Source organism: Microbacterium excoecariae (assembly GCF_011326725.1).
Classification (GTDB): Bacteria; Actinomycetota; Actinomycetes; order Actinomycetales; family Microbacteriaceae; genus Microbacterium; species Microbacterium excoecariae.
Map to the genome: position 1 here is coordinate 1,138,700 of NZ_JAANCO010000001.1, position 21,232 is coordinate 1,159,931.

Below are 21,232 nucleotides of genomic sequence, written 5' to 3' on the forward strand. Positions count from 1 at the left end.
GCGGATCAGCGCCCCATGACCGCGGACAGGAAGCGGCGCGTGCGCTCCTGCTGCGGGTCCGACATGATCGCCGCCGGGTTACCCTCCTCGATGATGTGGCCGTCGGCCATCACCACGAGGTGATCGGAGACATCGCGCGCGAACTGCATCTCGTGGGTGACCACGATCATCGTCATACCGGTGTCGGCCAGCTCCCGCATCACGGCGAGCACTTCCACGCCGACCTCGGGGTCGAGCGCACTCGTCGGCTCGTCGAAGAGCATGGCGCGCGGGCCGAGCGCGAGCGCGCGGACGATGGCGATGCGCTGCTGCTGTCCGCCGGAGCACCGCGCGGGGTGGGCGTCGGCTTTGTCGCGCAGACCGACCCGCTCGAGGAGAGTGAGCGCACGTTCCTCCGCCTCCTCGCGACTGCGGCCGAGGATCTTCTCCTGGGGGAACGCGATGTTCCGCAGCACGGTCTGGTGCGGAAAGAGGTTGAAGGACTGAAACACCATGCCGATCTGCCGTCGCAGCGCGAGCAGGTCCTTGGGGGGAACCGACTGGCCCGCGTCGATCGACTGGCTTCCCACCGTGATCCGTCCGGCGTCCGGCGTCTCGAGCAGGTTGACGCAACGCAGGAGCGTGCTTTTTCCCGACCCGGAGGGGCCGATGAGAGCCGTGACGCTTCCCGGCTTGACCGACATCGAGATGTCGTCGAGGACGAGGTTGTCCCCGAAGCTCTTCGAGAGGTGGGAGATTTCGACGCCGGCCATGGCCGTGTCGAGCTGTTGCGTGAGAAGGGGACTGGGCACAGCAGTTCCTCTCTGTTCGGGGGCGGGGCGGGCGCAGGGCCCGCCCCGCCGTGGCGATTAACGAAGCGAGGTCTCGGCGACGTCTGCGGGCACCATGAGGTCCGCGAGGCCGTACTCGTCGAGAAGGCCCGCGAGCGTGCCGTCCTCGCGCCACGTGTCGATCAGCTCGCTGATCGCATCCGAGAGGTCGCTGTTCTCGGGATCGATCGGGAAGGAAATGATCGGCGGGTTCTCCGTGACCGCGATGCGGTCGTCGGGCTGGATGGTGGCGACCTGGTAGTCGGTGTCCGCATACGCGACCACCGCGACCGCGTACCCGTCGAGCGCGGCCTGGATGCGGCCGTTGGCGAGGTCCTGCTTCATCTCGACCGTTCCGGGGTAGCTCTTGTAGTTGTCGCCCAGGAGCGCGGAGGTGTCGGCCTCCCAGGAGAATCCGGCACCGGATCCGACGGCGCCCGCATCCTCGAGCTCGTCGACCGTGTCGATGCCGTCCTCCGAGATGATCGCCATGGCGTCGTACTGGGTCGGGGAGGTGAAGCCCACCTGCTCCGCGCGTTCTTCCGTGACGTACCAGCCGCCGGTGATGATGTCGGTCTGGTTCTGCTCCGTGATCATCGCGATGCCGTTGGCATAGGTGATCGGCACGAAGGCAATGTCGAGGCACTCCGTTTCCGCGACGAGCTTGAGGACGTCGACATCGGCGCCCGTCGCGTCCGAACCGGTGGTGCCGGAGTACGGCAGGTTCTCGGGGACGCCGACGGTGAGGGTGCCGTCGGTGAAGGTCGAGAGACCCTCGTGGGCTGGCTCGCAGTCCGCGGCAACGGACGACTCAGGAGCGCTCGTGGTGCATCCCGCGAGCGTGAGCGAGAGCGTCAGGGCGCCGAGGGTGCTGGCCGCGAGGAGGGGGGTGCGTCGATTCATGGGGGATCCTTCAGCTGTGTCGGGTGGGGGAGGGAAAGCTGGGGGTCAGCGCATCACGTCGCCGCCGGAGAGCACGATCGTCTCACCGGTGAGGAACGCGGCGTGCGTGCCGTGGGAGATGAGCCATACCCAGGCGGCGATCTCCTCGGGCTGCGCGACGCGCCCGATGGGAATGGACGCGGCCGCGGCGTCCATGCGCCCGGTGGCCGCGTTGCCGGGGGTCGCGACCCATCCCGGGGCGATTCCATTGACGCGGATGCCCTCGGGCGCGAGCTCGAGTGCGAGCGACTTGGTCAGCATCACGACGGCCGCCTTGGATGCGCCGTAGAGCAGCTGTCCGGGCGAGACCGCATAGGCGTCGACGGACGCGAAGTTCACGACGCTCGAGCCTCGCCCGAGGCGAGTGCGGGCCGCGGCCGTCACGTTGAGAACGCCGAGGACGTTGATGTCGAACACCTTGCGGAACGCGTCATCGGTGTAGGTATCGAGCGTCGTCGGGGGGTATACGCCGGCGATGTTGGCGACAACGTCGATGGGGGTATCCGCGCCGATCGCGGCCTCGAGGGCGGCCGCGATCTGATCGCGGTCGCGGACGTCGGCGATCAGGGGGATGAGGGTCCCGGGGAGGTCCTCCTCGACGGTCGCGGCGGTGATGTCGAGGCCGAGCACCGTCCACCCCTCGCGGAGAAAGTGGAGCACGCTGCTCTGGCCCATCCCGCTCGCGGCGCCGGTGATGAGGGCGACCCCTGCGGTCGCGGGGGGAGTCTGTCCGTTGGTCTGGTCTGGCACACGTCCATTCACGCACCGCCGCTTACAAAGGACAATCCTCATTGTGATATGACAGCAATAGGTAAAACCTTCTGGAGGACATCGTGCCGCTACCAACGATTCGTCAGCTGGAGTATTTCGCGACGGCCGCGCGATTGGGGACATTCGCGGCGGCGGCGCTCGAGCATCGCATCGCGCAGCCGAGCCTGTCCGAGCAGATCAGCGTCCTCGAGCGCAGCCTCGACGTGCGCCTTTTCACCCGCACATCCCGCCGGGTCATGCTCACCGACGCGGGCAAGCAGCTCCTGCCGCTCGCGGAGAAGACGATTAGCGACGCGGAGGAGGTCGCCGAGTTCGGGCGACGTGTGCGCACCCTCGAGGAGGGCACAGTGTCCTTCGGGACCTTCAACAGCGCACACCTCTACCTCCTGACGGATCTCATTCGGGAGTTCCATTCGCTCCACCCGGGGGTCCGGATCCAGGTGACGGGGCTGAATTCGGCGGAGGTCGCTGACTCCGTGCGATCGGGGCGCATCGAGGCCGGGCTCGTGCAGCTCCCGATCGACGCGCGCGAGCTTCAGGTCTCGCGGACCGCCTTCGTCGATCAGGTCGTGTACGTGTCCCGCAACCCCGCGAACACCGCACGCCGGATCGACATCGCGACGCTCGCCGAGCGCAAGCTCATCCTCTCTGAAGCCCGGTGGTCCACGACGGATCCGCTTCGCGCGATGCTGCTCGAGCGCGCCCAGTCCGCGGGCGTCGTCCTGGAGCCCGTGATCGAGGTGGAGTTTCAGACGCACGCGCTAGAGCTCGCGGCCCAGGACATCGGCGACTCGCTCGTGTCCTTCCATGTCGGTCGGAACGTGATGCGCGAACGCGGGCTGACGTGGACGCGGCTCGAGCCGCCCGTGGAGGAGCACTACGCGTTCATCACGCGAAAGCGCGGGTCGATTTCGCCCGCGACACGGGAGTTCATGACGCTGGGGTCGAGAGCGCTCGCCGCGATGCAGGCGACGGCGACGGCGGAGGCGGCCTCCTAAGCCCGACGGTGGTGGGATAGACCCATGCACTCCGCTGAGCTCATCGCCGGTCGTCGTTTCCTTCTCGTCTTGGAGCCGGGGGAGGACCTCCTCGCCGAGATCACCGCGTTCTGCGCGCGCGAGGGAATCGGATCCGCCCTGATTCCGGTGCTCTTCGGCGCGTTCCGCTCGGTGCGGCTCATCGGGGCCGAGGGGCCGCCGGCGGATCCGGAACTCCCGCTCCCCGAGAGCATCGAGGTGGCGTACGTCGAAGGCACGGCGCAGGGCTCTGTCGCGCGCGGGCCCGAAGGGGACGTGCGCGTGCACGTGCACGCCGCCGTCGGACGCAAGGACCAGGGCGCGCTCGCCTACGCCGGTCACGTGCTCGACGCGCGCGTGCACTACACGACGGAGGTGCTCGTCGAGGAGGTGCTCGAGCCGCCGTTCCGCTCCGTGCCCGTTCAGGCCAGCTTCGGGATTCCGTGCCTGCGGTTCGGGTGACCGGCGGTTTGTGCACACCCGGCCGCGCGGCTCGCTCGACCCCTCGCGCAGGTCTAGCGTGGCCTCATGGCTTCTGTCGTGTGGTTCCGTGACGACCTCCGCCTCGCCGACCACGCCGCGCTCGCCGCGGCTGCCGAGGACGACGACGGCCTCATCGCCCTCTACGTCCTCGACGAGGAGTCGGACGAGACGCGCCCCCTGGGCGGAGCCGCCAAGTGGTGGCTGCACGGCTCGCTCGAGCGACTCGACGCGGCGCTCCGCGAGCGCGGCGGTGCGCTCGTCCTCCGCCGCGGCCGGGCGGAGGAGGTCGTGCCGGCCGTCGTCCGCGCCGCGGGCGCGACGCGCGTGTTCTGGAATCGTCGCTACGGCGCCGAGCGGGAGATCGACGCGCGCCTGAAGGAGGCGCTCCGGGGCGACGGGATCGAGGCGCGTTCCTTCCCCGGGAGCCTGCTGTTCGAGCCGTGGACGATCGCCACGAAGTCCGGCGGGCCCTATCGCGTGTACTCGCCGTTCTGGCGGGCCTGCCTGGAGGCGCCCGAGCCGGCGCGGCCGCTCCCGGCCCCCGCAACGCTCGCGGCCGCCGACGCGCACCCCGAGAGCGACGACCTGGCCGAGTGGAAGCTCCGGCCGACCTCGCCGGACTGGGCGACCGGCATCGCCGAGCGTTGGACCCCCGGGGAGGACGCCGCGCGCGCCGCCCTCGAGGACTTCCTCGGCGGGGCGGTCGCGCGCTACGACGCCGGCCGCGACGTGCCCTCCGAGGACGCCGTCTCGGGGCTGTCGCCCTACCTCAGGTGGGGCGAGATCAGCCCCCGCACCGTGTGGCACGAGGCGTGGCGATCCGGCGCCGACGTCGGCACGTTCCTCTCGGAGCTCGGGTGGCGCGAGTTCGCCTGGCACACCGCGTTCCACCACCCGGACCTCCACACCCGCGGGCTCAACGCGCGCTTCGACGCGTTCCCGTGGGAGGATCCGGATCCCGCCGACCTCGCGGCGTGGCAACAGGGGACGACGGGCTACCCGCTCGTCGACGCGGGCATGCGCGAGCTGTGGCAGAGCGGATCCATGCACAACCGCGTCCGCATGGTCGCCGCCTCGTTCCTGACGAAGAACATGCTCGTCGACTGGCGCGTGGGGGAGCGGTGGTTTTGGGACACGCTCGTCGACGCGGATGCCGCGAGCAACCCGTTCAACTGGCAGTGGGTCGCCGGGTGCGGCGCCGACGCCGCGCCCTACTTCCGCATCTTCAACCCGCGCACGCAGGAGCAGAAGTTCGACCCCGAGGGCCGTTACGTGAAGGAATGGGCGCCGGACAGCCTCCTCACACCCGAGCTCGTCGACCTCAAGGCGAGCCGCGAGCGCGCGCTCGCCGCGTACGACACCATCTGACGAAGCGCGAAAGAGGGGGCCGCCGCTGAACGCGACGACCCCCCGGAATTCTCAGTTCGCTTAGAACTGGAACTCGTCGATGTTGTCCGCGTCGAACACGAACGGGTCGCCGAGGAGGACGACGCCGTCGGCGCCGACCGTGAACTCGCCGAGATCGCCGGCGCTGAAGGTGTCGCCCTCGGCCCCCTCGATCTCGCCCGTGGCGACCGCCGCCGCGGCGTAGGTCGCGAGCGTTCCGAGGTCCTCCGGGTTCCACAGCGCGAACGCCTCGACCGTGCCGTCCTCGATGAACTCGCGCATCTGGTTCGGGGTGCCGAGGCCCGTCAGCGCCACCTCGCCCTTCGCGTCCGAGTCGGACAGGTAGCGCGCCGCGGCCGCGATGCCCACCGTCGTCGGCGACACGATGCCCGCGAGATCCGGGTTGGACTGCAGGAGCGCCGCGGTCTGATCGAACGACTTCTGGTCCTCGTCGTCGCCGTAGACCGTGTCGATGATCTCGATGTCGGGGTACGTCTCGTTGACGTACTCGATGAACGCCTCGTTCCACGTGTTCTGGTTGGTCGCGTTCGCGGAGGCCGAGAGGATGGCGACCTCGCCCTCCTCGCCGATCTGCTCGGCGATGAGGTCGCCCTGCACCTTCGCGATCCCCGCCGTGTCGGCCTGGTTGATGAACAGGTCGCGGCAGTCGGGGTTCGTGTCCGAGTCGAAGGTGACGACCGTCACCCCGTTGTCGCGGGCCTCGTTGAGCGCGTCGCAGATCGCGTTCGGGTCGTTCGCCGAGACGACGAGGGCCGAGCGGCCCTGCTGTGCAGCCGTGTTGATGTAGCTGACCTGGCCGTCCGGGGTCGCCTCGGTCGGGCCCACCTGCTCGAACTCGGCGCCGAGAGCCTCGGCGGCCGCCGAGGCTCCGATCTCGGAGGCGTCGAAGTACGGGTTGCCGAGGTTCTTCGGGAGGAGCGTGATCGAGAGGTCGTCGGAGCTGGCGGCCTCGCCGGATCCGGAGCCGCCACTGGTGCTCGTGTCCGCGCAGCCGGCCAGGGTAAGGGCGGCGATCACGGATACGGCTGCGCCAGCCGCCACTCGCGAGAGAGTGAACTTCATTGTTATACCTTTCGTGGAGTGCGCCGCGGGCGGGACCCGCGGCAGGGACCTCAGGAGGATGAGGCGGCCGCCGCGCGGGCGGGCGTGGGGGAGGAGCGCCGGGTCTTCGCCCAGGCGAAGACGCTGGCTCCCACCACCGAGATGATCAAGAGACCACCGGTGATGATGTTGATGATCGCGCTCGAGATGCCCTCGAGGCGCAGCGCGCTGGAGAGCACGCCGATGAGCAGGACCGCGGCGATCACGCCGTGGATCTTGCCGCGCCCGCCGAACACCGACACGCCGCCGAGGACGACCGCCGCGATGACCTGCAGCTCGAGCCCCGTCGCGTTGTCGCCGCGGGCGCTGCTGTAGCGCAGCGTGTAATAGACGCCGGCGAGCGCCGCCACGAAGCCGGCGAGGACGAACACGATGAACTTCGTGCGCTCGACATTCACGCCCGAGAACTTCGCCGCGTCGGACGAGAGCCCGACCGCGAAGATCCCGCGCCCGAAGGGCGTGAAGTGGTACAGCGCGACGAAGATCACGAGCAGCACGAGGAACGGAATCACGACCCAGGGGATCGACGTGCCCGCGAGCTTGGCCTTGGCGAGCGCCGTCCAGAACTCGGGGAACTCCGTCACGGCCGTCGTGCCGAGCATGCCGACGGCGATGCCGCGGAACAGCGCGAGCGTACCGATCGTCACCGCGAGCGACGGCAGCCCGACGACCGTGACCAGGTAGCCGTTGACCGCCCCGCCGACGACACCCACGGCGAGCGCGACGAGCGCCGCGATTTCGAACGGCGCGCCGGACTGGACGAGCACGCCCGTCGTCACGCTCGCGAGACCCGCCATGGATCCGACCGACAGATCGATCTCACCGGTCGTCATCACCAGGGTCATCGGCAGGGCGATGAAGAGGATGGGCGCGACGTCGAGCAGCAAGTAGTTGTAGGTCAGGGGTTGCGCGAACCCCTGCACCGTCAGCGAGGCCACGACGAGGACGAGGACGAGGAGACCGATGATGGCGAACTCGCGCGTGGCGAGCACGCGCCGCCACAGCGGCCGTGCGTAGTCGAACTGCACGATGCTTGTGGTCTGGGTGGCCGTGGTCATGCGTTGTCCCTCGTCTCGATGAGGCGTCGTTTCTGGCGGAGCGCGAGGACGCGGTCGAGGACGATCGCGCCGATGATGAGGACACCCACGACCGCCTGTTGCCAGAAGTCGGGGATCCCGACGATCGGAAGCGCGCGGTTGATGGTCATGAGGAGGAACGCGCCGATCGCGGCTCCCCACACCGTGCCGACACCGCCGACGATCGCGACGCCGCCGATGACGGCCGCGCCGATGGCGTTGAACTCCCACCCCATGGCGGCCTGGGAGTCGACCGTGCCATAGCGCGCGGCGTAGAACACGCCGGCGAGGCCCGAGAGCGTGCCCGAGACGATGAACGCCGTCAGAACGCGGCGCGTGGTCTTCAGGCCGTAGAGATTCGCGGCCTGCGGGTCGGATCCGATCGCGTACAGCTCGCGCCCCGACCGCATGTTCGCCAGGTACCACGCGGCGACGACGAGGACCGCCACCGCGACGATCGTCAGGACAGGGATCGTGAGGAACTGCGCCGTGCCGAACGCGAGGAAGGGCTTCGGCATGTCGGACGGGTTAATGCGATCGCTGCCGGTCCAGAGCACGTTAATGCCGCGGAAGGCATACAGCGTGCCGAGCGTGATCACCATCGCGGGGACCTTCGCGAACGCGACGAGCGCGCCGTTGACGAGCCCGAGGAACGCGCCGAAGAGGACGGAGGCGAGCACGACGAGCGGAATGGGGATTCCGGGGAAGGTCGCGAACAACCAGCCCGTCATGTAGGCCGTCAGGCCGACGATCGACCCCACGGAAATGTCGACGTTGCGGGTGATGATGACGAACGCCTGGCCGATCGTGACGAGCAGGAGCGGTGCCGGGGTGAGGAGCAGATCGCGCCAGCCGTCGCCGGAGAACAGGAACTTCGGGTTCGTCAAAGTGGCCGCGAGGATCACGAGGCCGAGCGCCAGGAGGATCCCGAGCTCGCGCATGCGCCCGCCCGAGAGGAAGGCGCGCACCCGGTTCGTGCCCGCGGAGATGTCGATTGTCGTGGTCATGCGGAGGGCTCCGTTGCGTGGGTCGCGGCGTGCATGATGTTCTCGCTCGTGGCCTCGGCGCGGTCGAGCTCCGCCGTGATGCGCCCCTCGTGCATGACGAGGACGCGGTCCGCCATGCCGAGGACCTCCGGCAGCTCCGACGAGATCATGATGATGCCGAGCCCCTGGTCCGCCAGCTCCGACAGCAGCGCGTGCACCGCGGCCTTCGTGCCGACGTCGATGCCGCGGGTCGGCTCGTCGACGATGAGGACGCGCGGATTCGTCGCGAGCCACTTCGCGAGCACGACCTTCTGCTGATTTCCGCCGGACAGCGTGCCGACGACGGTGTCGAGCGCGTGGCTCTTCACCTCGAGCTTCGCGTCCCACGGGCGGGCGGCGCGATGCTCTATGCCCGTCGTGAGAAACCCGAACGCGGCGATCTTTCGCCACATCGCCATCGCCGTGTTGCTCCCGACGGTCGAGTCAATGACGAGGCCCTGCTTGCGTCGGTCCTCGGGCACGAGCGCGAGGCCCGCCGCCATCGCGGCCGTGGGCTTGCCCGAGGGGATCCGCGTGCCGCTCATGGTGACGCTGCCCGACGCATACGCGTCGACGCCGAACACGGCGCGCACGACCTCGCTGCGCCCCGCGCCGACGAGCCCTGCGAGCGCGACGATCTCGCCCGCGCGCACGCGGAAGGAGATGTCGTGGAAGGATCCGGGGCTCGTGAGGCCCTCGACGGCGAGGAGCTCCTCGCCGACGGTGGTCTCCTTTTTCGGGAACAGCTCCGTGACGTCGCGCCCGACCATCTGACGCACGAGCTCGTCCACCGAGGTCTCCTCGATGGGGTGCGTGGAGATATATGCCCCGTCGCGCATCACCGTGACCGTGTCGCAGAGCGCGAACACCTCGTCGAAGCGATGCGAGATGAACATGATGGCGCGGTCCTCGTCGCGCAGGCTCCGCGCGACCGCGAACAGACGCTCGACCTCGACGCCCGACAGGGCCGCGGTCGGCTCGTCCATGATGAGCACGCTCGCGTCGAGCGAGATCGCCTTCGCGATCTCGATGATCTGCTGGTCGGCGATCGAGAGGCCCTCGGTGATCCGGTCGGGATCGAGACGCACACCGAGGCGCGCGAAGATCTGCTCGACCTCGGCGCGCATCGCCTGGCGGTCGATCCGACCGAACCGCCCCGTCGGCTGGCGGCCCATGAAGATGTTCTCGGTGATCGACAGGTCGGGGAAGAGCGTGGGCTCCTGATAGATCACGGCGATGCCGGCGTCCTTGGACTGCGCCGTCGAGCTGAAATCGACGCTCTCGCCGCGGAAACGAAAGTCTCCGGCGTCGCGGCGATACAGGCCCGCCATGATCTTGACGAGCGTGGACTTGCCCGCACCGTTCTCGCCGATGAGGGCGTGGATCGAGTGCGGGTGGAGCGTCAGGCTGCCCGAGCGGAGCGCGACGACCGGTCCGAAGGACTTGACGACGCGATCCAGCTCCAGCGCCGGGGCGCCTCCGGGGCGGGCGGGATCTTCGGTGACCACGTGGGGTCCTCTCCATCGAGGTGCGAGCGAATCTGAAACGACATGAATCGATTCACGGTGGGTTCAGGCTAGTGTATGTCGGGAGCTGCTCGCCACACGCGCATGGCGACGGTGATCAGAATGTGATGCGCCTCCAACGAAGGAGATCGGGTGGCCGTCAGGATCCGCGATGTCGCGCAGCGCGCCGGCGTGTCGGTCGGCACGGTCTCGAACGTGCTGAACCGCCCCGACGAGGTGTCACCGGACTCCGTCGAGCGCGTCGAACGGGCGATCCGGGAGCTCGGGTACGTCCGCAACGACGCCGCGCGCCAGCTACGCGCCGGGGTCAGCGCGACCGTCGGATTCGTCGTGTTGGGGAGTCAGAACCCGTTCTATAACGACGTCGTGCGCGGGGCGCAGGATGAGGCAGCGGCCGGCGGACTCGCGATGCTGTCCGGGAGCTCGGATGAGGACGAGGCGCGCCAGAAGCTCTATCTCGACCTCTTTCGGCAGCAGCAGGTGCGGGGGATCCTGCTCGCGCCGTACGGGGACGTGCTTGCCGACCTGCGTCGTCTGAAGCGCGCAGGGATCGCCACGGTGCTCGTCGACCGGTTCAGCGCCGACCACGAGTTCTCGTCCGTGTCGCTCGACAGCGTCGCCGGGGGGCGCCTCGCGATGGAGCATCTCATCGCCCGTTCCCGCCGCCGCGCGGCGTTCGTCGGCGGCCCGTTTGGCCTGCGGCAGGTGTCCGATCGACTCGAGGGCGCCCGCGCCGCGGCCGACGACGCGCAGGTCTCGCTCGAGGTGGTGCCCACGTCGGGGATGACGCTTGAGGACGGACTCGCGGCGGGCGAGCGCCTGCTCGCGCGCCCCCGCCGCGAGCGGCCCGACGCGATCCTCGCGGCGAACGATCTCATCGCGATCGGCCTGCTGCAGTCGCTGGTGGAGGGCGGCCGGCTCCTCGTGCCGGGCGATATCGCCCTCGTGGGCTTCGACGACATCCCCTTCGCTGCCGCTGCCGCCGTGCCGCTGACGACGGTGCGCCAGCCGGGGCGCCAGATCGGGCGCACGGCGCTCCGCATGGTGCTCGAGGAGGTCTCGGATCCGCTCAGCCTGCCGCGGCAGACCGTGTTCCCTCCCGAGCTCGTCGTGCGCCGCTCGACGGAGCGCTGAGGGCCTACCGGACGGCCGCTGCGATCGCCTCCGTCGCCGTGGCGTGCGTGAAGGTGAACCCCGAGTCGAGCAGCGCGGCCGGTCGCACCGCGGCGTCGGCGAGCAGGAGGGAGTCCGCGGCGTCGCGGCCCAGCCCGAAGCGAAGCGCCCACGCGGGCGCCGGGAGCAGGTAGGGGCGGTGCACGCGCGCCGCCAGCGCGCGCCCGATGTTGTTCGCGGTCGCGAGGGTCGGGCCCGTGAGGTTGACCGGCCCGCTCAGTCCGCGGTCGATGACGTGGCGGATCGCGCGCACTTCGTCCTCCAGCGAGATCCACGGCCACACCTGGGTGCCGCGCCCGAGCGGCCCGCTGACGCCGGCCCTCGCCAGGAGCATCATCGGCTTCAGGACGCCGCGCGGATGAAGCAGCGGCGCGGTCCGGAGGAATGCCACGCGCGGGGCGGATCCGGCCGCCGCCTTCTCCCATTCGTCGCAGAGCCGCGCGAGGAAGGTGTCGCCCGGCCCGCTGGACTCCGCGAGGGTCTCGCCGGGGCGGTCGCCGTAGAACCCGACGGCCGACGCCGACACGAATGCCGGGGCCTCCGTGCCGAGCGCGCCGAGCGCGCGGGCGAGCGTGCGGGTGGGGGCAAGCCGCGACGACACGAGCTCGCGCCGGTAGCGCGGCGTCCAGGGGAGGCGGCCGATGCTTGCGCCCCCGAGGCTCACCACGGCGGCGGCCCGCGCCAGGACCGCCGGATCCAGGTGGCGCTCGCCCGGCGACCACGCGATCTCGTCCGGGTGCTTCGGCGGCCGGCGCACGAGCCGCGAGACGGGAATCCCGTCGGTGGCGAGCGAGCGCACGAGCGCCTGCCCGATGAGGCCGGACGACCCGGCGACGACGATGCGATCGGCTCTCATGAGCTGATGGTCTCACGCGGGTGGCGCGCTCAAGGCGCCTCGTGATGAATTCGCTGGATCCGCCCCCGCCGTCGCACGACGGTGTCTACCATGGCGTCGCGGGCCCTCGGGTCCGTGCATGATCCCGCCGTACTCATGGCCCGATAAGGGCACTCAGAAAGAGGCAAGGATATGAGCAACGAGAACAAGTTCGAGGCCGCCGCCGACAAGCTCAAGGGCAAGGCGAAGGAGACCTGGGGGCGCGTCACGGACGACGAAGAGCTCCAGGCCGAAGGCCAGGCGGACCAGGCGGCCGGTCACACGAAGGATGCGGCGGAGAACGTCAAGGACGCCGCGAAGAACGTCGGCAAGTCGTTCGGCAAGTAACCACGACCGCGGGGCGGGGCGAGATTCGCCCCGCCCCGACGCGTTTTTGCGACCATTCGATTCTCGAGAGGGGCCACGCCATGCACACCGACCAGCTCACCTTCACGGATCCCGTCACCCGCTTCCCGTCCGTCACCCCGCCGACGCAGCACCAGCCCGAGCCCGGCCTGGACGCCGAGCTCACCCCGCGCGCCGACCGCGGCGAGAACTCCTACCGCGGTACGGGCCGCCTCGAGGGGCGCCGCGCGCTCATCACGGGGGCGGACTCGGGAATCGGCGCCGCCGTCGCGATCGCGTTCGCCCGCGAAGGCGCGGACGTCGCGCTGAACTACCTCCCCGCGGAGGAGGAGGACGCGCAGCGCGTCCGCGCGCTCGTCGAACAGGCGGGCCGCCGCGCCATCCTGCTCCCGGGCGATCTCGCGGACGCCGAGTTCTGTCATCAGGTCGTCGCGGACGCCGTGCACGGCCTCGGAGGCATCGACGCGCTCGTGAACAACGCCGGAAAGCAAATCGCCGTCGAGAGCCTGGACGACCTGACGGACGAGCAGTGGCAGGAGACGTACGACGTCAACGTGCGCGCGATCTACCGCGTCACGAAGGCGGCCGTCCCGCACCTGGAGCCGGGATCGACGATCGTGAACTCGACGTCGATCCAGGCGTACCAGCCCTCGGCTCACCTCATCGACTACGCGTCGACGAAGGCCGCCATCAACAACCTGACGAAGGGGCTGGGGCAGCAGCTCGCTCCGCGCGGCATCCGCGTCAACGCGGTGGCGCCGGGCCCCGTGTGGACGCCGCTGCAGGTCTCGGACGGGCAGCCGAAGGAGGCCCTGCCGCGCTTCGGGAAGTCCACGCCCTTGGGGCGCGCGGGCCAGCCCACGGAGCTCGCGCCGGCGTACGTGTTCCTCACCTCATCCGAATCGAGCTTCGTCATCGGCGAGACCCTGAACGTCAACGGGGGCACGCCAAGCCCGTAACGCTCGGCATCGTGACGCGCGGCCCGCCCCTTCCCAACGGAAGGGGCGGGCCGCGCTGCGTGTCGGAGGGCGCTATTTTCACCCGGCGTGCATAGGGGGTTCATTGCGCGTTCATGAGTTCGAGCGTGTCGCGCACCGCGATTTCGTACCGTCGCACAAAGCCGCGTGCGCGCATCGCGCCGGGCCATTCCCCCACCCGAAAGGAAGCCCTGGATGACGCATGTCTCCTCCCGGGCGCTGCGCTGGAGCGCAACGTTCGCGAGCATCCTCGCCCTCTCCGCCGCCGTGATCGTGCCGTCGGCGGCAGCCGCCGACGCCGCGGACGTGGTCGGCGACCCGCACCCGATCCTCCTGGAAAACGCCCACGCCGCGAACAAGGTCCTCGAGATCGCTAACCCATCGGCGCAAGCCACGATCCCCGACGGCGAGACACCCGCGGCCGCGGCGATCTTTCCGCTCGCGGACGCGCCGGACGCGGTGATGTCGCAGGCCGTGTTCGCCTATCCGATCGCGGGCGCGGCGGATACCTACGTCCTCGCGAGCGGCGACGGCGACATTCTCGCGCGGCGCGACAACGCTGACCCGAACTGGCGCTATCTCGAGGTGCGCGATGTCGCCCCGGCCGAGGCCGCGGCCGACCCCTATGCGCTCTGGAGCTTCGTCGACGCCGGCGATGGCGACGTGTATGTTCACAACGCCCAGCCCGGGCCCAACGGCCTGACGCCCGCGCTCGACATGTACAACTGGGCCACAGCCGATGCCGCCGAGATCCAGACCTACGACGCCGGTACGGCGGCGGTGCAGCGCTGGAGCGCGCACACGCTCGACGCGCGCGTCGCGGACGTCGACCAGCGCACCGAGCCGGGTTCGGCGCCCGAGCTCCCCGAGACCGTCACGGCGCGCTATGACTGGGGTCGCACGCAGGAGGCGGCCGTGGTGTGGCATGTGCCGGAGGGCGAGCAGTGGACCGCCGAGGGCGTCGTCGCGGTAGACGGAACGGCGACGGGGTGGTTCGGCGAGGACGTCCCGGTGCACGCACAGGTGCTCGTCGGCGCGGTGGGAGATGCCCTCGACGCCGCCGTTACGGTGCACCAGGGTGCCTCGCTCCGCGAGCTGCGCATGCAGGCTCCCGCCACGGTCGAGCGCACCGTGTCCGGATCCGATACGACCGTCACGTCCCGCGTGACGTGGGACTGGTCGGCGGTCACCGACGCGGACCTTGCTGAGCCCGGCACCGTCGAGATCCCGGCGACCGAGGGAACGGGGTTCGTCGCGCGGCTCGTTGTGACCGTTGTGGCGACCGAGGAGACCAACGTCCTCCGCGAGCCGGGCGTACACGTGGACTACACCCACATGAACGGATCGACCTTCGCGCTGACCGACGGCGTTCGCGACGCTGTCGGCTTCGACGACTGGCGCGGAGGCGGCGCCGCGAACCGCGTCAACCCGAACACGATCTCGTTCTACTTCGAACGCCCCCGCCAACTCACGGGCGCCGCGGTCTTCGACGCGGGCCAGGCCACCAACGTGGGTGGCGTGACGGTGCAGTACCGCGACCTCGTCGGCGGCTGGGTCGATCTGCCGGCGCGCGACGTCTCGTGGCCCCACGACAACGACGCGGCGGGACTTGCCCTCTCCGTGGAGTCCGACACCGTGCTGGCCTCCGGGCTGCGCGTGGCCATTACCCACAAATCCGACGCGAGCTGGATGACCCTGTCCGAGATCGAGGCCTACGGGCCCGCGCTCGCCGGCTGAGCCCTGAGCTGACATGAGAAGAGCAGACACACACATGCACATCACCTCCCACCGCCGCCGCTCGCGCGTCGCCCGCGCGACGTCGGCGGCGCTGACCGCGGGCCTCGCGCTCGGCATCGCGGCCGTCGTCCCGACCGCCGCGGGCGCGGCGACGGACGAGGCATCGACCCCCGTTGAACGGTCGAGCTTCGTGCTCCCCGTCCTACCGGATACCCAGTTCTATTCGCGCTACAGCGCCTCGCAATTCGTGCCGCAGTATGGGACGAACCCCTTCGAAGTGCAGACCGAATGGATCGTCCAACACCAGGACGAGCTCAATATGCCCTTCACGGTGCACGTGGGCGACGTGGTCGATCAGGAGTGGGTCGCCGGCGAGTGGGACGCCGCCGACAAGGCGATGCAGATCCTGACGGACGGGGGCATGCCCTATTCGGTCGTGCCCGGAAACCACGACGTCGAGGACATGGGAGCCCGCTCCTCCGAGGGCAACGCGGACAACTATCGCGCGCGATTCGGCGCCGAGCAGCTGGCGGCCCAGGGCGGCGACCAGCTGGTCGGGACCTACCAGGACGGCCTTTCCTCGGCGTACCTCTTCGAGGCCGAGGGGCGGACCTGGATGTCCCTCGCGCTCGCGTGGAACGCCTCGGACGACACCTTCGCGTGGGCACAGCAGGTCCTCGACGCCCATCCCGGTGTCCCCGTGATCCTGTCGTCCCACGCCATCGTGAACATCGCGGAGGATCAGGTCTCGCCCGCCTCCTGGTGGTGGGGAGAGCACCTCTTCGAGGAGCTGATCGCGCACAACGACCAGATCATCCTCACGGTCAACGGTCACTTCCACGGCTCGACGATGCAGACGCGCACGAACGATTTCGGCAACCCCGTCTATCAGGTCCTCACGGACTACCAGATGGCCGCGGACGGCGGCAACGGCATCATGACGCTGTTCGAATTCGATCTCACGAACGACCGAATCGACGTCGAGACCGTCTCGCCGTGGGTCACCGTGAAGGACCCGACCTCGCGGGCGTCGTCGGACGCCCCCGTGCTCGACGGGACGTGGCAGTCCTTCACGCTCGACATGGACTTCGGCGAGCGCTTCGGCTGGGAGGCGGACGCCGCGCAGGAGGACGGCGGCGACCTGTCCGAGCGAGCGAAGGAGATCGTCTCCGAGGGCTGGGACGGCGGATCCGGATCCGGAGCGCTCGCCGCCGCGGGCAGCGCCGATGACTACATCGCGGTGGACGGGACGATCGCGCACTGGCGCTTCGGTGACGTCGCGGAGGGCGTCTTCGACGAGTCCGGCGAGATCCCCGACATCGCGGGGGAGAGCCCGATGTATCGCAGCGCGCCGGAACACACCGACGCGCCGGACGAGCCCGAGGACGTCACGGTGACCCACTCCGCGGTGCCCTTCTACGCGGCCGACCAGGGGGCGCTCTGCTTCGCGAACGCCGCGCGGTCGGACTCGGGCGCCGAACGGCTCGCCTACGTCAGCACGGAATACGGCGCGCCCGCGACGTTCGCCGACCTCACGAGCGAGACGGGCTACACGATCGAGACGTTCCTGCAGCTCGACGAGAGCTGGACCGAGGGCGCCAACCGCTGGGGTGCGGCCCTGACGCGTGGCGGCGCGCGCTCGTGGATCGGCATCAACGACTCGGCCGACCCCGGTGCCGGGGCGTCGTGGCTCGGCATCTCCAGCCTGCGCGAGTACCAGTTCTCGGCGGCCGACGACGCGACGAGCAACTCCTACACGCTGTGGTCGGGCGAGATCATGCCGGACTCGTGGCACCACGTCGCCATCGTGAACGACCCCGACGCGCGCACGGTCATCATGTACGTCGACGGCGTGCCGGTGCTGCGCAACGCGTCGAACGTGGGCGGCATGGTGGCGGCGGACTACATGCCCTGGATCATCGGCGCCTCGACCTGGAACACGGAGCCCGACCACGGCTGGAACGGCTGCGTGGGCGAGACCCGCATCGTCGACCACGCGCTGGACGCGGACGAGTTCCTGACCGCACGGGTCGACATCGACGGTGACGGCGCGAACTTCGCGCTGGGGACGAACCTCACGGACATGCGTGCGGCCAATGCGCGCGTCGAGACGCTCTCGGGCGCGGGCTACCCCGGCGCCGACGTGCGCGTCGAGGAGGGCGAGGCCGTGCTCGGCACCGCCGTCGTCGGCGCCGACGGCTCGTGGGACATCGCGCTGGACGAGCCCCTCGCCGGCGCCGGAACAACGCGCGACCTCACGTTCGTGCAGTCGATCGGTACGCGCGACGGCGAGCCGTTCGCGGCCACGCTCGCGTTCGATGCGGCCGCGGGCGAAACGCCGGGCCCGGTCGATCCTGACGCAGGCACGGACGCCGGATCCGACGACGCCGGCGCCAACGGGGCCGGTTCCGCGGGATCGGATGGCGCGGCCTCCGACGGCCCCGCGGCCGCCACGGACGGCGCGGCGACCGACGGTCAGGACGGATCCGCGGTGAACGCGACGGCGGACGAGGCGGACTCGGCCGGGGAAGGCGGACTGCTGGCGACCGGGGGTGCGGCCGCAGGCATCGCGGCGATGACGATCATCGCGCTGGGGGCGATCGCGGCGGGAATCCTCGCGATGCGGCGGCGGCGCGCGAGCTGATCGCGGGTGCGCGAGGCGCGGCCCGCCCCTCCCGACGGAAGGGGCGGGCTGCGCCTCGCGCTATGCGACGGTCGTGCCGAAGAGGCTACCCACGACGAACGTGGCCGCGAGGGCGAGGGCGCCGCCGAGGACCGTGCGCATCACGGCCCGCCCGCGGCTGGCGTCGCCGATCCAGGCCGCGACGTATCCCGTCAGCGCGAGGGCGCCGAGCACCGCGGCGAAGGTTCCGGCCACGCGGGCCTCGAGCGGGAGGAGCATGATCGTGAGCATCGGCAACAGGGCGCCGAGGGTGAACGCCACGGCGGAGGCGAGCGCCGCGTGCCAGGGGCTCACGACGTCGTCCGGGTCGATATTCAGCTCCGCCGACAGGTGGGCGCGGAGCGCGTCGTGCTCCGTGAGCTCCTCCGCCACGCGCCGCGCCGTTTCAGGCGAGATGCCGCGCGCGGCATAGAGCCCGGCGAGCTCCTCCATCTCCGCTTCGGGATCCTCGCGGAGCTCGGCCTTCTCCTTCGCGATCAGAGCGCGCTCCGAATCGCGCTGGCTGGCCACCGAGACGTACTCGCCGAGCGCCATGGAGATCGCGCCGCCGACGAGCGCGGCCGCGCCCGCGATGAGGACGGGTCCCACGCTCGCCGTCGCGCTCGCGACGCCGACGACCACGGCGGCCGTCGACACGATGCCGTCGTTGGCGCCGAGGACGCCCGCGCGCAACCAATTGAGCTTCTGCGCGATACCCGGGCCGTGGGGCTCGCCTGCGTGGGTTCCGGCGGGGGAGTCGGTCATGGCCCGACCGTATCGCCCCCGCCGGCCGAGCGTCAGAGGTTGACCGTGATCTCCGCGTCGGCGCGCAGGTCATCGATCAGCTGCTGCGTCGCCGCGTTCTGCTGCTGCGTGATCGTCTGCTCTTCCAGCTGATCCCTCACGTCCTCGAACGCCGGGATCTCGGATCCGCTCTCCGCGGCCTCGGCCTGCTCCACGAGGGCGTCGTACTGGGCCTGCAGCTCCGCCTCCGTGGGCTCCTCGATCTCGGCCTCCTGGGCAATGAGCCCGTCGATCTGAAACTGCGCGGCCGCGTCCTGACGGACCTGATCCTCGTCCACGCCCTGCTCGGCGAACGCGTCGATCACGGCGGCGACGTCCTCCAGGCCGGCCTGGTCCGCGACGCCCTGCAGCACGTCGTCGACGTCCGCGTCCGTCGCCTCGATTCCCGCGTCGCTCGCCGCCTGGGTGAGCAGCCGATTGTTCACGAGCAGATCGGCGGTCTCCGTCTTCAGCGCTTCCTGGTCGACCTCCTCGCCCGTGCTGGAGGCGCTCAGGGCCGCCGACTGCAGCCGAGTCTCGTAGGCCGTGCGGAACTCGTCGATCCCGATCTCGTCGCCGTTGACGACGGCGACGACGTCCGGCACGCCCTCGAGGTCGGCCTCGGGCGTCGCGGCCTCCGCGGACGCGCTCGCCGTGGGCTCCGCCGCGTCGTCGTCGGTCGCCGCGCATCCGGCGAGGGCGAGCGTTGCGACGGCCGCCGCGGCGAAAAGGGCACGGGCGCGACGGGTCATGGGGGCTCCTGAACGAGTGAACATCCCGGCGAGGCTACACCGCGCGCTGGGGTGGCGGATGAGCGCGCCGTCAGGAATCCCCCGCCAGCGCGCGCGAGCTGGCAGGATGCGCGGCATGACCACCCACGACGCGGCGCCGGGCCGGCGCGACGAGACGCCGGACGAACGAGCCGACCGCAACTGGCTGGAGGTGCTGCAGGAGCTGCGCGTGCTGCAAACGGGCACCCAGATCCTCACGGGTTTTCTTCTCGCCATCGTGTTCCAGTCGCGCTTCGACGATCTGTCGGACGGGCAGCGGGCGTTCTACCTCGGGCTCGTCGTGCTGTCGGCGCTGAGCGCCGTCGTTGCGCTGGCACCCGTGGCGCTCCACCGCGGCCTCTTCGCGCGGGGGCGCAAACGGCGCACGGTCCGCTTCGGGCACGTGGCCCTCATCGTCGCGCTCGCGACCATCTCGATCCTGCTCGTCGGGGTCGTCGCGTTCATCTTCGACATCGTGGTGGGGCGCGGCGCGGCGATCGGTGCGGCCGCCGGCCTCGGCGCCGTCGTCGCCGTGCTGTGGATCGCGGCACCGCTCGCGCTCCGCGCCGGCGGCGGGCGGGGGGAGGCATCGTGACCGACGCGGGGGAGCAGCGCGGGTGGCGCGTGGATGTCGTCTCGGATCCGGGAATCGCGACGCGCGCCGCCCGCGACGTGATCGCTGCCGCGGACGGGGGAGCGGCCGAGGGGCCGTACGAGATGCGGCACGAGCGCCGCCGGATTCCGCTGCGCGACGACGGCTCGCTCGACCTCGATGAGATCCGCCAGTGGTCGACGGCGGGCGAGGCCGACATGCTCGTGATCGTCACCGAGATTCCGCGGCGGGCGGGCGCACGCCCGAAGATCTCGGCGCTGCACTTCTCCGAGCGCCTGGCGATCATCTCGCTGCCCGCGCTCGGCTGGATGCGCGTGCACGCGCACCTGCGTCGGGTGCTGTTCGACTCGCTCGACGCGTTGGCGGCGGGAACGGATCCCGACATCCGCGCCGGGCGCATGCGATTTGGGACGGTGCACGAGCAGGCCTCGGATACGGGGCGATCGGTCTATATCGACTCGCCGTGGTGGCGCCCGAGGCGCACCGCGCTCGTTCTCGGCATGGTGCGAACGAACGAGCCGCTCGCGGTCGTGCCGAAGCTCTCCGGCGTGTTGACCGCGGCCACGGCGACGGGTGCCTTCGGCGTGTTCTATTCGTCGATCTGGCGGATGGCCGCAGCCCTGCCCACGTGGCGACTGGCCCTGATCGCGGTCGCGGCGATCGCCGCGATGGTCGTCTGGCTGATCGTATCGAACCGCCTGTGGGAGCGTTCCCGTCAGCACGGCAGTCTCGTCGAGGCGACGATGTACAACGCCTCGACCGTCATCACGCTCGCGCTCGCCGTCACGGCCCTCTACCTCTCGCTGACCGTGGGAATCTTCGTGACGGCGATCGTCGTCATCGAGGCCGGCTTCATGGCGAGCGTCCTGGGGCGGGAGGTCGATCTCGGGACGTATGCCGAGATCGCGTGGTTGAGCGCCTCGATGGGAACGGTGGCGGGCGCCCTGGGGTCGAACTTCGACAGCCGCGATCACATCACGGAGCTCACGCAGGGCACGCGCCGCGCGCACCGCTACGCCCCGCGCGGCGAAGAGTGACGAGCGCGACGACCCGAAAGCCGTACCCCGCTCGGAATTGGTGTTACGCTCATCGACGGATTGAAACGTTCCAAGTTCCGAGAG

General features: G+C 70.3%; 20 protein-coding genes. 10 read left to right on the forward strand and 10 right to left on the reverse strand.

What is annotated here, in order from left to right; all coding sequences use genetic code 11:
• Positions 1-5 precede the first annotated feature (5 nt).
• The 3 genes from G8E01_RS05085 to G8E01_RS05095 all read right to left on the reverse strand — a co-directional run bounded on the left by G8E01_RS05085 (position 6) and on the right by G8E01_RS05095 (position 2,501).
• Complete coding sequence (locus G8E01_RS05085) at positions 6-752, reverse strand: amino acid ABC transporter ATP-binding protein (RefSeq protein ID WP_166319738.1); 747 nt, start codon at positions 750-752, stop codon at positions 6-8.
• 96 nt (positions 753-848) lie between these two features.
• A complete protein-coding gene (locus G8E01_RS05090; protein ID WP_166316733.1) occupies positions 849-1,712 on the reverse strand; it encodes a transporter substrate-binding domain-containing protein in 864 nt (287 codons plus the stop codon).
• Between the two features lie 45 nt (positions 1,713-1,757).
• Positions 1,758-2,501: an SDR family oxidoreductase gene (locus G8E01_RS05095; RefSeq protein WP_166316736.1), complete on the reverse strand. Its 744-nt coding sequence runs from the start codon at positions 2,499-2,501 to the stop codon at positions 1,758-1,760.
• Between the two features lie 83 nt (positions 2,502-2,584).
• On the opposite strand from G8E01_RS05095, the gene G8E01_RS05100 reads away from it, so the two are divergent.
• The 3 genes from G8E01_RS05100 to G8E01_RS05110 all read left to right on the forward strand — a co-directional run bounded on the left by G8E01_RS05100 (position 2,585) and on the right by G8E01_RS05110 (position 5,389).
• Positions 2,585-3,520, forward strand: a complete 936-nt coding sequence (locus tag G8E01_RS05100; RefSeq protein WP_166316739.1) for a LysR substrate-binding domain-containing protein — start codon at positions 2,585-2,587, stop codon at positions 3,518-3,520.
• Between the two features lie 24 nt (positions 3,521-3,544).
• Positions 3,545-4,000, forward strand: coding sequence for a PPC domain-containing DNA-binding protein (locus G8E01_RS05105; RefSeq protein ID WP_166316742.1), 456 nt, complete (start codon positions 3,545-3,547; stop codon positions 3,998-4,000).
• Between the two features lie 66 nt (positions 4,001-4,066).
• Positions 4,067-5,389 carry a cryptochrome/photolyase family protein gene (locus tag G8E01_RS05110; protein ID WP_166316745.1) on the forward strand — a complete coding sequence of 441 codons (1,323 nt, stop codon included), beginning with the start codon at positions 4,067-4,069 and terminating at the stop codon, positions 5,387-5,389.
• 60 nt (positions 5,390-5,449) lie between these two features.
• Here G8E01_RS05110 and rhaS read toward each other — a convergent pair whose 3' ends face one another.
• From rhaS to G8E01_RS05130, 4 genes are read right to left on the reverse strand one after another with little or no spacing between them, the layout of a single operon-like run.
• Positions 5,450-6,490 (reverse strand): rhamnose ABC transporter substrate-binding protein, encoded by a 1,041-nt coding sequence (gene rhaS / locus G8E01_RS05115; protein WP_205827221.1) that lies wholly within the window; start codon positions 6,488-6,490, stop codon positions 5,450-5,452.
• A gap of 50 nt (positions 6,491-6,540) precedes the next feature.
• Positions 6,541-7,587 carry an ABC transporter permease gene (locus tag G8E01_RS05120; RefSeq protein ID WP_166316751.1) on the reverse strand — a complete coding sequence of 349 codons (1,047 nt, stop codon included), beginning with the start codon at positions 7,585-7,587 and terminating at the stop codon, positions 6,541-6,543.
• Positions 7,584-8,612, reverse strand: a complete 1,029-nt coding sequence (locus G8E01_RS05125; RefSeq protein WP_166316754.1) for an ABC transporter permease — start codon at positions 8,610-8,612, stop codon at positions 7,584-7,586. Before G8E01_RS05125 ends, G8E01_RS05120 begins: the two co-directional genes overlap by 4 nt.
• Positions 8,609-10,138: an ATP-binding cassette domain-containing protein gene (locus G8E01_RS05130; RefSeq protein WP_166316757.1), complete on the reverse strand. Its 1,530-nt coding sequence runs from the start codon at positions 10,136-10,138 to the stop codon at positions 8,609-8,611. The genes G8E01_RS05125 and G8E01_RS05130 overlap by 4 nt, the downstream gene beginning before the upstream one ends.
• A 150-nt stretch (positions 10,139-10,288) precedes the next feature.
• On the opposite strand from G8E01_RS05130, the gene G8E01_RS05135 reads away from it, so the two are divergent.
• On the forward strand, positions 10,289-11,290 hold the full coding sequence (locus G8E01_RS05135; RefSeq protein WP_166316760.1) for a substrate-binding domain-containing protein: 1,002 nt from the start codon (positions 10,289-10,291) through the stop codon (positions 11,288-11,290).
• Positions 11,291-11,294: 4 nt separating this feature from the next.
• Here the strand turns inward: G8E01_RS05135 and G8E01_RS05140 are convergent, their stop codons facing one another.
• Entirely contained in the window at positions 11,295-12,185 is an 891-nt protein-coding gene (locus G8E01_RS05140) for a TIGR01777 family oxidoreductase (protein ID WP_166316763.1), read from the reverse strand.
• Between the two features lie 171 nt (positions 12,186-12,356).
• Between G8E01_RS05140 and G8E01_RS05145 the strand changes: the two genes are divergently transcribed.
• The 4 genes from G8E01_RS05145 (at position 12,357) to G8E01_RS05160 (ending at position 17,927) form a co-directional block, all read left to right on the forward strand.
• On the forward strand, positions 12,357-12,551 hold the full coding sequence (locus tag G8E01_RS05145; RefSeq protein WP_166316766.1) for a CsbD family protein: 195 nt from the start codon (positions 12,357-12,359) through the stop codon (positions 12,549-12,551).
• Positions 12,552-12,631: 80 nt separating this feature from the next.
• Complete coding sequence (locus tag G8E01_RS05150; protein WP_166316769.1) at positions 12,632-13,528, forward strand: SDR family oxidoreductase; 897 nt, start codon at positions 12,632-12,634, stop codon at positions 13,526-13,528.
• A gap of 213 nt (positions 13,529-13,741) precedes the next feature.
• The gene (locus tag G8E01_RS05155; protein WP_166316772.1) at positions 13,742-15,283 is read left to right on the forward strand and encodes an Ig-like domain-containing protein; all 1,542 of its coding nucleotides are present in this window, start codon (positions 13,742-13,744) and stop codon (positions 15,281-15,283) included.
• A gap of 34 nt (positions 15,284-15,317) precedes the next feature.
• Positions 15,318-17,927: a LamG-like jellyroll fold domain-containing protein gene (locus G8E01_RS05160; protein WP_166316775.1), complete on the forward strand. Its 2,610-nt coding sequence runs from the start codon at positions 15,318-15,320 to the stop codon at positions 17,925-17,927.
• 60 nt (positions 17,928-17,987) lie between these two features.
• Here the strand turns inward: G8E01_RS05160 and G8E01_RS05165 are convergent, their stop codons facing one another.
• A complete protein-coding gene (locus tag G8E01_RS05165) occupies positions 17,988-18,710 on the reverse strand; it encodes a VIT1/CCC1 transporter family protein (protein WP_166316778.1) in 723 nt (240 codons plus the stop codon).
• Between the two features lie 32 nt (positions 18,711-18,742).
• A complete protein-coding gene (locus G8E01_RS05170) occupies positions 18,743-19,480 on the reverse strand; it encodes a SurA N-terminal domain-containing protein (RefSeq protein WP_166316781.1) in 738 nt (245 codons plus the stop codon).
• A gap of 115 nt (positions 19,481-19,595) precedes the next feature.
• Here G8E01_RS05170 and G8E01_RS05175 point away from each other — a divergent pair, with 115 nt between their 5' ends.
• Positions 19,596-20,093 (forward strand): DUF6328 family protein, encoded by a 498-nt coding sequence (locus G8E01_RS05175; protein WP_166316784.1) that lies wholly within the window; start codon positions 19,596-19,598, stop codon positions 20,091-20,093.
• Positions 20,090-21,148, forward strand: a complete 1,059-nt coding sequence (locus G8E01_RS05180) for a hypothetical protein (RefSeq protein ID WP_166316787.1) — start codon at positions 20,090-20,092, stop codon at positions 21,146-21,148. Before G8E01_RS05175 ends, G8E01_RS05180 begins: the two co-directional genes overlap by 4 nt.
• Positions 21,149-21,232: the final 84 nt, after the last annotated feature.

Coding starts and splice junctions, on each gene's coding strand:
- G8E01_RS05170 (WP_166316781.1), bottom strand. CDS start 19,480: ATGACCCGTCGCGCCCGTGCCCTTTTCGCCGCGGCGGCCGTCGCAACG.
- G8E01_RS05165 (WP_166316778.1), bottom strand. CDS start 18,710: ATGACCGACTCCCCCGCCGGAACCCACGCAGGCGAGCCCCACGGCCCG.
- G8E01_RS05160 (WP_166316775.1), top strand. CDS start 15,318: ATGCACATCACCTCCCACCGCCGCCGCTCGCGCGTCGCCCGCGCGACG.
- G8E01_RS05145 (WP_166316766.1), top strand. CDS start 12,357: ATGAGCAACGAGAACAAGTTCGAGGCCGCCGCCGACAAGCTCAAGGGC.
- G8E01_RS05110 (WP_166316745.1), top strand. CDS start 4,067: ATGGCTTCTGTCGTGTGGTTCCGTGACGACCTCCGCCTCGCCGACCAC.
- G8E01_RS05150 (WP_166316769.1), top strand. CDS start 12,632: ATGCACACCGACCAGCTCACCTTCACGGATCCCGTCACCCGCTTCCCG.
- G8E01_RS05140 (WP_166316763.1), bottom strand. CDS start 12,185: ATGAGAGCCGATCGCATCGTCGTCGCCGGGTCGTCCGGCCTCATCGGG.
- G8E01_RS05120 (WP_166316751.1), bottom strand. CDS start 7,587: ATGACCACGGCCACCCAGACCACAAGCATCGTGCAGTTCGACTACGCA.
- G8E01_RS05175 (WP_166316784.1), top strand. CDS start 19,596: ATGACCACCCACGACGCGGCGCCGGGCCGGCGCGACGAGACGCCGGAC.
- G8E01_RS05155 (WP_166316772.1), top strand. CDS start 13,742: ATGACGCATGTCTCCTCCCGGGCGCTGCGCTGGAGCGCAACGTTCGCG.
- G8E01_RS05090 (WP_166316733.1), bottom strand. CDS start 1,712: ATGAATCGACGCACCCCCCTCCTCGCGGCCAGCACCCTCGGCGCCCTG.
- rhaS (WP_205827221.1), bottom strand. CDS start 6,490: ATGAAGTTCACTCTCTCGCGAGTGGCGGCTGGCGCAGCCGTATCCGTG.
- G8E01_RS05085 (WP_166319738.1), bottom strand. CDS start 752: ATGGCCGGCGTCGAAATCTCCCACCTCTCGAAGAGCTTCGGGGACAAC.
- G8E01_RS05125 (WP_166316754.1), bottom strand. CDS start 8,612: ATGACCACGACAATCGACATCTCCGCGGGCACGAACCGGGTGCGCGCC.
- G8E01_RS05105 (WP_166316742.1), top strand. CDS start 3,545: ATGCACTCCGCTGAGCTCATCGCCGGTCGTCGTTTCCTTCTCGTCTTG.